Origin of the sequence: Micromonospora siamensis, assembly GCF_900090305.1 — a bacterium.
Classification (GTDB): Bacteria; Actinomycetota; Actinomycetes; order Mycobacteriales; family Micromonosporaceae; genus Micromonospora; species Micromonospora siamensis.
The window spans coordinates 4,658,060-4,669,402 of sequence record NZ_LT607751.1; the positions used below are offsets into that span (position 1 = coordinate 4,658,060).

An 11,343-nucleotide genomic window follows, 5' to 3' on the forward strand; every position below is an offset into this window, starting at 1 on the left:
CGGCTCACCGGCGCATCGGGGCCGACACCGGTTCCTGGAGCACGGCGAACGCTGGCAGGGAGCCGATGAGCCTGGCTGTTCCGGCACGGCCGGCAGCACACGCACGGTGACCAGCGCCGGAAGCGACAATCGATTCGAGCGTGATACCTCAGAGTCATCAATATTCCTCTGAGGTATCACGCTCGGGTTGGTCATGGCCCGGCGAGAGCCGGTGGGCCCGCGGGCTGGGCGGATCCGGAGGCCGGTGGGCGCCCGGACGCTGGGCGGGTCTGGACGCCGGGTGGGCCGGTGGGCCCGGAGGCCGACGCAGCCGACGGACCGCTCGGCTTGAACAGCGCGCAGCCGAGGGGTACCGCAGGGAGGGCATTGCCCGGCAAGGGAAACCGCCAGAAGAGGCAGCGCAGCCGGGGGCCGGTGGGCCGCCCGACTCCCGAAGGGACTCGGGCGGCCCGCGAGGATCAGTCGCCCAGGGCGCCGGCGGAGCGACCCTCGTGCAGGGTCAGGTTCCGGCCGGTCGACGGGTCGAACAGGTGGATCTTCTCCAGGTTGAACCAGACCCGCCGGTTCTCCCCCTCGCGCACCGGCGACTCGGCCGAGAGCCGGGTGACCAGGTTCGCGCCACCGCCACTGAAGTCCGCGCCCGCGTCGGCGGCCAGTTCCTCCAGCTCGGCCGCGCTGGCCCGCTCCCCCTCGACGGTGAAGTAGACGTACTTGTCCGAGCCCATCGACTCGACGATGTCGACCGGCGCCTCGAACTCCAGGCCCCGGCGCCGGGTGTCGTCGTCGATCAGATCGGCGTCCTCGAAGTGCTCGGGGCGGATGCCGAGGATCAGCTCGCGGGGCGCGTCGGCACCCTCCAGCTCGCGGCGGACCCGGTCGCCGATCGGCACGTCGCCCAGCGCGGTACGCAGCGCGCCGTCCTGCACGGCGGCGTGCAGGAAGTTCATCGACGGCGAGCCGATGAACCCGGCGACGAAGAGGTTGCGGGGGTGGTCGTACAGCTCCTGGGGCGGTCCGACCTGCTGCACCGCGCCGCCGCGCATGATCACCACCCGGTCGCCGAGGGTCATCGCCTCGGTCTGGTCGTGGGTGACGTAGACGGTGGTGGTGCCCAGCTGCTTCTGCAGCTTGGACACGACGGTCCGCATCTGCACGCGCAGCTTGGCGTCCAGGTTGGACAGCGGCTCGTCCATCAGGAACGCCTTGGGCTGGCGCACGATCGCCCGGCCCATCGCCACCCGCTGCCGCTGGCCGCCGGAGAGGTTCGCCGGCTTGCGGTCCAGCAGTGTGGTCAGCTCCAGCACCTTGGCGGCCTCGTCGACCTTCCGGTCGATCTCGGCCTTGTCCAGCTTCGCCAGCCGCAGCGGGAAGGCCATGTTCTCCCGCACGCTCATGTTCGGGTAGAGCGCGTACGACTGGAAGACCATGGCGATGTCGCGGTCCCGGGGGGCCTTGTCGTTGACCCGTTCCCCGCCGATGCGCAGCTCACCGGAGCTGATGTCCTCCAGCCCGGCGATCATGTTGAGGGTGGTGGACTTACCGCAGCCGGACGGGCCGACCAGGATGACGAACTCGCCGTCGGCGATCTCCAGGTCGACGTCCTGCACCGCGGTGGTCCCGTCCGGGAACCGCTTGCTCACCTTGTCCAGCACGATGTCAGCCATTGTTGTCACCTATCCCTTGACGGCGCCGGAGGTCAGGCCGGAGACGATGCGGCGCTGGAAGAAGAGCACGAACAGGATGATCGGAATGGTGATCACCACGGCGGCGGCGCAGATCGCCCCGGTGGGGTCCTCGAACTGCGACTCGCCGGTGAAGAACGACAACGCCACCGGGACCGTACGGGCCCGCTCGGTCGAGGTGAGCGTGATGGCGAACAGGAAGTCGTTCCAGCAGAAGATGAAGACCAGGATGGCCGTGGTGAACAGCCCGGGCGCGGCCAGCGGGGCGATGACCCGCCGGAACGCCTGGCCCTGGGTGGCGCCGTCCATCTTCGCCGCCTTCTCCAGGTCCCACGGGATCTGCTTGAAGAACGCCGACAGCGTGTAGATCGCCAGCGGCAGCGCGAAGGTGATGTACGGCAGGATCAGCCCCGGCCAGGTGTCGAAGAGACCCAGCTGCCGCTCGATCTCGAACAGCGGCGACACCAGCGACACCTGCGGGAACATCGCGATCAGCAGCGAGACCCCGACCAGCAGCTTCTTGCCGGGGAAGTCCAGCCGGGAGATCGCGTACGCGGCCATCGCGCCGAGCACCACCGCGATCAGCGTGGCGATGAGCGCGATGCCGATCGAGTTGACCAGCGCCCGGACGAACTGGCTGGTGTCGAAGATGGTGCGGTAGTTGTCCAGCGTCCACTCGCGTGGCCAGAACTTGCCGTCGGCGAGGGTCGCCGGGGTCTTGAAGGACAGCGAGGCGATCCAGAGCACCGGGATCAGCGCGAAGACGACGACGATGACGTCCAGCAGACCCCAGCGCAGCTTCGCCCGCGTGGTGGTTTCGACCGACATCTCAGCGCCTCTCCCCATCGTCGCTGCCCGGGGCAGCGGTGCCGAACAGCTTCACGAAGACGAACGCGATGATCGCCACGGTGATGAAGATCAGCACCGACATCGTGGAGCCGATGCCGAGGTTCAGGCCCCGGATCAGGTTGTTGTAGGCGAGCATCGACACCGAGGAGGTCTCGTTGCTGCCGGCGGTCAGCACGAAGATGTTGTCGAAGACCCGGAACGCGTCCAGGGTCCGGAACAGCAGCGCGACCAGGATCGCCGGCTTCATCACCGGCAGCATCACCTTGGTGAACCGCTGCCAGGAGGTGGCGCCGTCGGTGGAGGCGGCCTTGAGCAGGTCCTCCGGGACCAGCGCCAGCCCGGCCATCAGCAGCAGGGCCATGAACGGCGTGGTCTTCCAGATCTCGGCCAGCATGATGATCGCCAGCGAGCTGGCCCGCTCGGTCAGCGGCGCCGACCCGTCCATCAGGTTCGCCAGGTAGCCGGTGCCCGGCGTCCAGGCGTACTTCCAGGAGAAGGCGGCGACGACCGTGACGATGCCGTACGGGATCAGCGCGGCGGTCCGCACGATGCCCCGGCCGACCAGCGTCCGGTGCATGATCAGCGCAAGTCCCATGCCGAGCACCAGCTCCACGGCGACGGTGACCACCGTGATCAGCATGGTGACGCCGAAGGCGGTCCACCAGAACTGGTTGCTCAGCACGGTCACGTAGTTCTGCAGCCCGATGAACTCGCGCTCGTCCGGGAAGCGCAGGTCGAAGCGCTGCAGGGAGAGCCAGATCGAATAGATGATCGGGTACGCGGTGACCAGCACCATCACCAGCGCGGCCGGCGCGCAGAGCAGCCAGCCGAGCTTGCGTTCGGCCCGCTTGTTCTCGCTCAGCGCGGTCTTCTCCCGGCGGTTGGCCCGCTGCGTCGGCGCCACGGCGTGCCGGCCGGTGGAGCGTTCGGTCTCCTCCGCGCTGACGTCCGCGCCCGTGGGCGTCGCGTTGATGCTCACGGCAGCACTCCCTTCGAGTCGAGGGCGTCGCCGATGGCCTTGCGCAGCCGGTCCGCGGTCTGCTGCGGCTGGATGGCCGAGGGCGGCGACAGGTACGCCGACATGACGGTGGAGATGCTCTGGTAGGCCGGGTTCAGCGGGCGGACCGCCGGGTCCTTGAGCTCCTCGAGGATGGTCTCCTTCATCGGGTACGCCTTCTCCATCTCCGGCTCGGCGTAGATCTTCTCGATGGTCGGCGGCACACCGTCGTTGATCGCGGAGAACTTCTGGTTCTTCTCGTTGCGGATGCACTTGGCGGCCTCGAAGGACTCCTTCGGGTGCTTGGAGTAGGCGCTGACCGCCATGTTGATACCGCCGATGGTGACCTTGCCGGGGGTGCCCTCCTCGACGCCCGGGTACCGGGCCCACTTGACCTTCTTGGCCAGCTCCGGGTCGCCCTCCTGCAACGCCGGATAGACGTAGGGCCAGTTGACCTGGAAGGCGCCGCCGCCGTTCTGGAACTCCAGCCGTACGGGGTCCTCGACGGCGTTGCTGAACGACGGCGACGTCACGCCCGACGTGGCGAAGCGCTGCAGCTGCTCCAGCGCCTTGACGGTGCCGTCGTCCATCACCGCCTTCTTGCCGTCCTCGCTGAGGATCTTTCCGCCGGCGCTCTCGGCGAGGCTGTTGTAGAGCACCACCAGGCCCTCGTACTGGGCGCCCATGGTGAGCACCTGGTACGGCTTGTTCTGGCTCTTGAGCTCCTTGGCCTGCTGGATCATCTGGTCCCAGGTCTTCGGCGGCTCGGGGACCAGGTCGCTGCGGTACCACAGCAGCTGGACGTTGGTGTTCTTCGGCGCGGCGTAGAGCTTGTCCTCGTACCGCGCGGTCTCCAACGGGCCGGCGAGGGTGCCCTGCTCGACGTCGGCCTTGTCCTGGCCGGTCCACTCGCGGATCCAGTCGGCGCTGGCGAACTCCTGGGTCCAGGTGACGTCCAGGCCGAGGATGTCCATCCCGGTGTCCTCGGCGGCGAGCCGACGCACCATCTGCACCCGCTGGTCGTCGGCCTGCCGCGGCAGCACCCGGTAGGCGATCCTGTAGCGCCCCTGGGCCTGCTGGTTGCAGTCGTCGACCACCTTCTGCAGGTTCTGCTCCGGCGGGTAGTACAGGTTCAGCGTGGGCGTACCCTCGCTGGCACCCGAACCACAGGCTGCCAGTGGCGCCACCAAGGTCAATGCGGCGGCCGTCGCGGCCAGGCGTACGCGTGGCCGGCGCCGGTGTCGCGACTCGTCGGGGTCCGTCGTCATCGCCCTCCCCCTTCCTTCGGCGAGAGCCGGGGTGGGGCGGTCCGTGCCCCGGCGCACGGCGGAACGACCCGGGACCGGTGGGGTGGAACCCGCCCGACCCCGGGCGTTTCGTGCGGTAACACTGCCCGACCTGCGAAGTCGCGAAACCTGACCCGGCCGTGAGCCGCCCGCGTCGCCGCAGTGTGGCGCAGATCACCACGCTGCGGACGGCCTGCCCCGGCCGTACGCTCGGCCGATGGACGCCACCTTCTTCTTCGATCCCGCCTGCCCGTGGACCTGGCGCGCGTCGCGCTGGCTGGTCGCCGTGGCCGAGGCCCGCGGCCTGGCCGTCGAGTGGCGGGCGTTCAGCCTGGCCATCCTCAACGAGGGCAACGTGCCGCCGCAGTTCGCCGAGGCGATGGCCGCCTCAGGTCGGGCGCTGCGCCTGGTCGAGGCGCTGCGGGCGCAGGGCCGCCACGACGACGCCGGCCGCTTCTACACCGAGTTGGGCGCCCGCACGCACGACGCCGGCAACCCGCCGTCGGACAAGCTGGGCGCCGAGGCCGTCGAGGCGGCCGGTCTGGGGTCCGAGGCGCCCGCGCTGGACGACGAGCGCTGGGACGAGGCGGTCCGCGAGTCGCACGCCCTGTCGTACGCCTCGGCGGGCCCGGACATCGGCTCGCCGGTGCTGATGATCCCCGGTGCCGAGCGCGGCATGCACGGGCCGATCGTCACCGAGGTCCCCGGCACCGAGGACGCGCTGACCATCTGGGACTCGCTGGTGCCGCTGCTGCGGCTGGGCACCTTCCACGAGATCAAGCGCGGCCGCCGCTGACCGGCTCGCCACGCGATGTCACATCCGGGCGGCATGATGGCCGGATGATCGCGCGCTTCAAGGATCTCTGCATGGACGCGACGGACGCGCACGCGCCCGGCGCGTTCTGGGCCGGCATCCTCGATGGGGAGCTGGTCGACACGGGCGACGGCGACACCCGGGTGGACCCGCGGGGGTCGCTCCGGGGCGGAGTCGATCTGGGTCAACACGGCGCCCGAGCCGCGCACCGGCAACCAGTTCTGCGCGTTCCCGCCAAGACCCACCGCCTGACGGCGACCCCCGCCCGGCGGGCCCGTCCCACCAGGTGACCGGGCGACTACCCGGCGCGCTGCCGGTCGACTAGCCTGTGACCTGCTCCGCAGCGCGCGTCGCCGTCGAAGTCGATACGCCTCCGGCCGACCCCCGCCCGCCCGATCGGTTGGTTCTGACGGGAAGTCCCTCCGCCGCGTCACCGGTTGGGCAGGATCGTCCTACGAGGAGGTGCCGTCGTGCAGGACACCCGCGCTCTCGCCCTGACGTTCGAGGTGAGCGGCCTGCCCCCGGTCAAGACCGAGGCGCTGTCCATCTTCGCCGCCGGCCACCGGCAGGCGACGAGGGTCCGCGCCCTGCTCCAGGCGGCCTGCACGGCGGCCCAGCGCACCGGCTGGACCCCGTTGGGCGGCCCGATCGAGGTGGACCTGACCCTGCGTTGCCCGCCGGGGCACCGCACCTCCGACGCCAGCACCCTGCTGGGCGGGGTGTGCGCGGTGCTCCAGGACAAGAAGCGGGTGTCGAACATCGGCCTGGCCCACTTGGGCGTCCTCGTCGACGTCGCGCTCTACTCCGACGACCGGCAGATCCGCCGCCTGTCGTACGTGGAAGAGCCGGCGGAGGAGTTCTCCTATCGGGTGCGGGTCGCCGCCGCGCCGGCCGGGGTTTGATCGAGGTCCGCGGCGGGGTATCGCGGACGCCGACGAAGGGAGCGCCGAATGTCGGAGCCACATGTCACGCTCGACCCGAGCGGGCTGGATCCTGTGCAGCAGAAGCTGCGCGGCCCGCTGGAGGAGCAGCTGACCTCGGCCCTGCAGGCGGCGACGGAACGGGTCCGTTCGAGCTACGCCGGTGAGCCGGTCGAGCAGGTCTGCCAGCGGCTGCTGGACGAGACCCGCTCCGGCCTGCACCCCGACATCGCCGCCGGCTTCAACCCGGACATGGACGAGTTCTGCCGCGTGGCCGTGGCGATCGTCCGCGGCGAGGTCTCCTGAACCACCGGTGACCCGGCCCCGCCCGACCCCGGGCGGGGCCGGGTCGCACCGTGCTCAGCCGCGGCGCACGTCGACCGAGACGACGTGGCCGCCGTCGGCCCCGGTCGACTCGGCCAGCCGGACCGACACCGCCCGGGTCAGACCGAGACCGAAGCTGACCTGGCCCTCGAAGTCGCCCGCGTCGGCCCAGCCGCGCAGGGTCGGGAACCCGATCGCTGCCGGCGGAGCGGTGGTCACCGTGCTGGCGCCGTGCGCGTCGTGGGCCTGGGCGGAGCGGAAGGCCACGGAGAGGAACGCCGCCCCCGGCAGCCGGACGGGGGTGCCGCTGCCGTCGGTGGTCACCTGCGGCACGTACGCCACCTCGTAGCCGGGGGTCGGCCCGCGGAAGACGAAGCTGATCCGGCTGTAGCCCTCGGCGGGGTGGTCTCCGACGCGTACGCCGGTCAGGGTGGACAGCGGCAGGCCCGGCTCGGGGGTGACCGGCGGGCGGACGACGTGGTCGACCCGGGCGGGCGTGGTGGGCACGGCCCAGCCGTAGGTGACCCGCCAGTCGCCGGCGGCCGGCGCCGGCCGGGAGGCCGCCGATGTGGGCAGCACCGGCGCGGAGGGCGCGCGGCCGGTCGCGGTCGCGGCGGCCGTCGGCGCGGTGGCGCTCGTCCCGGACACCGCCGGCGTGCCGGGCGCGGACGCCGTGCCGTCGGGGTCGGCCGAGCAGGCCGCCGCGAGCAGCACGACCAGGCTCAACAGCAGTGGTACGCGCCGATCTGTCATCTCCCCAGCGTGCGCCCCTCGAACCGGCCCTGACCAGGGCCGATCGTCCGATTCCTGCGGCTGCCGGCGCACCGACCCCGGGGCGCTCAGGCGGCCAGCGGCTCCACCCGCCACCCGGTCAGCGGGTGCGCGTGGGACGCCGGCAGGCCGGCCGGCCGGGTGGGCAGTTCGGCGGCGAACTCGCGGATCAGCGCGGGCAGCCGGTAGCGGTCCGACTCGTCCCGCACGACCAGGTGCGCGTCGACCAGGTTCTCCAGGGCGAGCCGGAGCCGGTGGGTGGAGACACCCAGTTGGGCCGCTGCCCGCTCGGGCAGCGCCGCCGCCTGCGTCGAGCTGCCCAGCACCTCCAGCAGCCGGCCGGCCACGTCGTCACCGGCGCAGACGGCGGCGTACCCGGCGGCGAGCCGGTCCCGCACGGAGAGGTCACCGTGGGCCAGCCAGTCGAGCCGGCGGCGGCTGTCGACGAGCTGTCCGGTCAGGTCACGCAGGGTGAGGCCCGGACAGCCGGCCAGCCGGGACCCGACGATCCGCAGGGCCAGCGGGGAGCCCGCGCACACCCGGATCAGGCCGGCGGTGTCCGCCGGGTCGGCGGCCAGCCGCTCCGGGCCGGCGAACCCGGCGAGCAGGCGGTGGGCGTCGGCGGCGCCGAGCGGACCGACGACCACCCGGCGGACACCGTCGAGGCTGTGCAGCCTGCGCTGTCCGGCGACGATCAACGCCGAGCCGGGGCCGGCCGGGATCAGCGGCCGGACCTGCGCGTGGTGGGTCACCCCGTCGACCACGATCAGCACCCGCCGGGCGGCGAGCAGCGAGCGCAGCCGCCCGGCCCGCTCGTCGAGGTGTTCCGGCAGGTCGGCCGGGGGCACCCCGAGCGCCCGCAGCACCCGACCCAGCATCGCGTGCGGCGTGATCCCCGGCCGCTGGGCGAGGTCGACGAAGACCTGCCCGTCGGGGAACTCGTCGGCCACCGCGTGCGCGGCGCGGACCACCAGCGCGGACTTGCCCGACCCCACCGCGCCCGCGACCACCACCGCGGCGGGGGCGGCGGCGGTCACCGCCGCGACCACGGCGGCCACCTCCCGGGTACGTCCGACGAAGCCGGCCAGGTCGGCGGGGAGTTCCCGCGGCACGAGCGGGCCTACCGACAGCGCCGCGTCGACCCGGGCGGCCTGCGGCCCGGCGGACCCGACGGGACCCGGCTCCGTCGGGTCCCCGGTGGCCGCGGCGTCGGGCGTCCCGGCGGACACGGCCTGCGGGTCGGTCGTCCCCACGGGTACGGCCGAGGTCCGGGTCGTCCCGACGGGAGCGTTCGGGGCCTCGTAGTGAAGCTCCGGCTCCCGGTCGAGCATGGCCCGGTGCAGGGTGGCCAGCTCCTCCCCCGGGTCGAGACCGAGCTGCTCGCTCAGCACGTCGTGCGCGTCCCGGTAGGCCGACAAGGCGCCGGTGACGTCGCCGCAGCGGTAGAGCGCCAGCATCAGCTGCGCCCAGGCTCGCTCCCGCAGCGGGTGCGCGGCCAGGTGCCGGCGCAGCTCCGGCAGCAACTGCCCGTGCTGGCCGACGCTCAACCGGGCGTCGGTCAGCTGCTCGAACACGTGCAGCCGCTGCTCGTCCAGGCTGGCCCAGCGGTTGTCCAGGGCGGTGCCCCGGGGCAGGTCGTCACCCGCCGGGCCGCGCCAGCACGCCAGCGCGGCGGTCAACCGCTCCAGCACCTGCCCGGGGTCGCCGGTGGTCCGGCCGCTCAGTCCCTCCGCGGCCAGCCGCTGAAACTCCGCCACGTCCAGCTCGTGCGGCGCCAACCGGAGTTCGTACGCGTTCGTCCGGGCGACCAGCCGGTCACCGACGATCCGGCGGAGCGCGGCGGCGTGGCTGCGGATGTTGGCCACCGCCGAGGCCGGGCGGTCCTCCGCCCAGGTCATCTCGGCGATCTGGTTGAGCGAGAGCGACCGGTTGGCCTCCAGGGCCAGGCCGGCGAGGATCGCCTTGCGCTTGGCCGCGCCCGGTGTGGTGACCCGGCCGTCGGTGAGTACCTCCACAGTGCCCAGCAGTCGGATCTCCAGCTGCATCTCGTCGCTTTCCCCCCGTTAGCGGCCTGAGCGGGCCCAGACTAAATGGACAGTCAGGGACGGAACAAGCCAGGCCAGCGGCGCAGCAAGGGTGACGAACATCTATGGCCGGAGACGGCGTGTCGACGTGATGGATTGCCGCTCGCCGACGCTGCGCTCACGCAGGTCACCGACTTCAACACTCCGCGTGACACAAAGCGGGCGGCTCACCTGCGGCCGGAGGGCGCGATCGCTGCCAGTCCATACCCCGGGGAGCACCCCGCCAATCCCCCGCACGGCTGATCGGTCGGTGCCGTTCGGTGGCCCGACCATTGGGTTGGACGAGGTGGAGCGGCGGGCCGGCCGATCGCTTCTGGTCGCATCGCACGTACTCCTCGCCGACCGACAGCGCCCGCAACGCGGGGTTGGGGCAACAGAGATGACGCCTCATACCGTCACTCGCCGTCAGCAGGCCGGCCTGACATGCCATCGGCCGGGGCTGCCCGGCGCCTAGACTCCGCGGGTGGGAACGGTGACGGAGGCATGGTTCCGGATCGAGAGCTGGGTGGAGAAGTACGCGCCGAAAAGCCTGTCGGCACTGGGACCGCCGGCGGATCCGAGTGCCATCCATGCGGGCGAGGCCCAACTGGGACTGACCTTCCCGCCACAGTCGGTCGAATCCCTGCGCCGGCACGACGGCCTCACTCGGTGGGCGATGATCCTGCCGGAAGCACCGCCGCTCGGCGTCAGCGGCATCGTCGAGCAGCATCAGGACCGCATGGACATCGCCGAGGACGTCGACGGCTTCGCCTCCCACGCGCCGGGCGTTGAACCGTGGTGGCACGAACGGTGGCTGCCGTTCGGCGCGTCCGACGGCGGTCTTCAGGTGATCGACCGCAGAGCAGGACCAGGACACGGCCGGTTGGGCTGGGCGCCACACGACAATCCGGGCGACTTCTCCGAGCCGTGGCCTACCCTGTGCGCCTATCTGACGCAGGTCGCCGACGCCCTCGGCGTTCGCGGCGAGGTTCACCCGTCTTGGTGACGCTGGCGCCACCGCTGTAGGTGATGGTGAACTTCGCGTCCGTCGCCGCGCCGGTGACCTGCGGGTAGTACACGAACACGTCGTAGTTGCCGGCCCGCGGGATGTTCAGCTGCCAGTTGTACTGGGCCGAACCGGTGCCCGCCGGGGCGGTGGCCACGTCGTAGCCGTAGTTGCCGGTCGCGGTTCCGACGGTCCAGGTGCCCTGCGAGGCGGTGTTGTGGGCGTCGGAGTTGTCGACCAGGACCACGTCCTTGCCGACCGGGATGCCGTCCTCGGTCCGGCGCTTCTCGTTGCCGGAGAGGAAGTACTCCCAGAGGATCGTCCGCGAGGTCGACCCGCCGGCCGCGGTCAGCGTGTTCTTGGTCTGCTGGCCGTTGTCGTTGTAGTCGAACGAGTTGACGATGTCCCACGGGTCGGTGGACGTCTTGGTCCAGCCGTTGTCGTAGTAGTCGTACCTGGTGACGTTACGGACGCTCTGCCCGTCCGACGGCGGCGCGCTGACCTCCTGGAGGTTGCCCACCGAGTCGTACGTGTAGATGGTCTTGTTGGGGGTGTTGTAGCGCGAGTCGTTCGGGTCGTAGGCCGACCACTCTTCCTTCTTACGGTTGAGCGCGTCGTAGACGATGGTGCT

The 11,343-nt window shown here is 71.5% G+C and carries 12 protein-coding genes; 5 read left to right on the forward strand and 7 right to left on the reverse strand.

Annotated elements, in window-relative coordinates:
* Positions 1-458 precede the first annotated feature (458 nt).
* Genes GA0074704_RS21195 through GA0074704_RS21210 form a run of 4 tightly spaced genes read right to left on the reverse strand, consistent with a single transcriptional unit; the run spans position 459 to position 4,796 of the window.
* Positions 459-1,664, reverse strand: coding sequence for an ABC transporter ATP-binding protein (locus GA0074704_RS21195; RefSeq protein WP_088972114.1), 1,206 nt, complete (start codon positions 1,662-1,664; stop codon positions 459-461).
* Between the two features lie 9 nt (positions 1,665-1,673).
* Positions 1,674-2,510 carry a carbohydrate ABC transporter permease gene (locus GA0074704_RS21200; RefSeq protein WP_088972115.1) on the reverse strand — a complete coding sequence of 279 codons (837 nt, stop codon included), beginning with the start codon at positions 2,508-2,510 and terminating at the stop codon, positions 1,674-1,676.
* Position 2,511: 1 nt separating this feature from the next.
* Positions 2,512-3,510 (reverse strand): carbohydrate ABC transporter permease, encoded by a 999-nt coding sequence (locus tag GA0074704_RS21205; RefSeq protein ID WP_088972116.1) that lies wholly within the window; start codon positions 3,508-3,510, stop codon positions 2,512-2,514.
* Positions 3,507-4,796: an ABC transporter substrate-binding protein gene (locus GA0074704_RS21210; RefSeq protein WP_088972117.1), complete on the reverse strand. Its 1,290-nt coding sequence runs from the start codon at positions 4,794-4,796 to the stop codon at positions 3,507-3,509. Before GA0074704_RS21210 ends, GA0074704_RS21205 begins: the two co-directional genes overlap by 4 nt.
* A 235-nt stretch (positions 4,797-5,031) precedes the next feature.
* On the opposite strand from GA0074704_RS21210, the gene GA0074704_RS21215 reads away from it, so the two are divergent.
* The 4 genes from GA0074704_RS21215 (at position 5,032) to GA0074704_RS21230 (ending at position 6,854) form a co-directional block, all read left to right on the forward strand.
* Entirely contained in the window at positions 5,032-5,610 is a 579-nt protein-coding gene (locus GA0074704_RS21215) for a DsbA family protein (protein WP_088972118.1), read from the forward strand.
* Positions 5,611-5,681: 71 nt separating this feature from the next.
* Positions 5,682-5,918, forward strand: a complete 237-nt coding sequence (locus tag GA0074704_RS21220) for a hypothetical protein (RefSeq protein ID WP_172880687.1) — start codon at positions 5,682-5,684, stop codon at positions 5,916-5,918.
* A 180-nt stretch (positions 5,919-6,098) separates the two neighbouring features.
* Positions 6,099-6,530 carry a RusA family crossover junction endodeoxyribonuclease gene (locus GA0074704_RS21225; protein WP_088972120.1) on the forward strand — a complete coding sequence of 144 codons (432 nt, stop codon included), beginning with the start codon at positions 6,099-6,101 and terminating at the stop codon, positions 6,528-6,530.
* 48 nt (positions 6,531-6,578) lie between these two features.
* Complete coding sequence (locus GA0074704_RS21230; protein ID WP_088972121.1) at positions 6,579-6,854, forward strand: hypothetical protein; 276 nt, start codon at positions 6,579-6,581, stop codon at positions 6,852-6,854.
* Between the two features lie 54 nt (positions 6,855-6,908).
* On the opposite strand, the gene GA0074704_RS21235 is transcribed toward GA0074704_RS21230, so the two are convergent.
* Positions 6,909-7,625 (reverse strand): AMIN-like domain-containing (lipo)protein, encoded by a 717-nt coding sequence (locus GA0074704_RS21235; protein WP_088972122.1) that lies wholly within the window; start codon positions 7,623-7,625, stop codon positions 6,909-6,911.
* A gap of 86 nt (positions 7,626-7,711) precedes the next feature.
* Positions 7,712-9,688: an AfsR/SARP family transcriptional regulator gene (locus GA0074704_RS29695; protein WP_088972123.1), complete on the reverse strand. Its 1,977-nt coding sequence runs from the start codon at positions 9,686-9,688 to the stop codon at positions 7,712-7,714.
* A 502-nt stretch (positions 9,689-10,190) separates the two neighbouring features.
* Between GA0074704_RS29695 and GA0074704_RS28910 the strand changes: the two genes are divergently transcribed.
* Positions 10,191-10,712, forward strand: coding sequence for an SMI1/KNR4 family protein (locus tag GA0074704_RS28910; RefSeq protein WP_157743759.1), 522 nt, complete (start codon positions 10,191-10,193; stop codon positions 10,710-10,712).
* Here GA0074704_RS28910 and GA0074704_RS21245 read toward each other — a convergent pair.
* A complete protein-coding gene (locus GA0074704_RS21245; RefSeq protein ID WP_088972124.1) occupies positions 10,639-11,232 on the reverse strand; it encodes a golvesin C-terminal-like domain-containing protein in 594 nt (197 codons plus the stop codon). The two genes, GA0074704_RS28910 and GA0074704_RS21245, sit on opposite strands and share 74 nt — an antisense overlap.
* Positions 11,233-11,343: the final 111 nt, after the last annotated feature.

What these genes read in the sequence shown, in the direction of transcription:
- GA0074704_RS21215 (WP_088972118.1), top strand. Translation starts at nt 5,032, where the DNA reads ATGGACGCCACCTTCTTCTTCGATCCCGCCTGCCCGTGGACCTGGCGC.
- GA0074704_RS29695 (WP_088972123.1), bottom strand. Translation starts at nt 9,688, where the DNA reads ATGCAGCTGGAGATCCGACTGCTGGGCACTGTGGAGGTACTCACCGAC.
- GA0074704_RS21220 (WP_172880687.1), top strand. Translation starts at nt 5,682, where the DNA reads ATGGACGCGACGGACGCGCACGCGCCCGGCGCGTTCTGGGCCGGCATC.
- GA0074704_RS21235 (WP_088972122.1), bottom strand. Translation starts at nt 7,625, where the DNA reads ATGACAGATCGGCGCGTACCACTGCTGTTGAGCCTGGTCGTGCTGCTC.
- GA0074704_RS21210 (WP_088972117.1), bottom strand. Translation starts at nt 4,796, where the DNA reads ATGACGACGGACCCCGACGAGTCGCGACACCGGCGCCGGCCACGCGTA.
- GA0074704_RS21230 (WP_088972121.1), top strand. Translation starts at nt 6,579, where the DNA reads ATGTCGGAGCCACATGTCACGCTCGACCCGAGCGGGCTGGATCCTGTG.
- GA0074704_RS21200 (WP_088972115.1), bottom strand. Translation starts at nt 2,510, where the DNA reads ATGTCGGTCGAAACCACCACGCGGGCGAAGCTGCGCTGGGGTCTGCTG.
- GA0074704_RS21195 (WP_088972114.1), bottom strand. Translation starts at nt 1,664, where the DNA reads ATGGCTGACATCGTGCTGGACAAGGTGAGCAAGCGGTTCCCGGACGGG.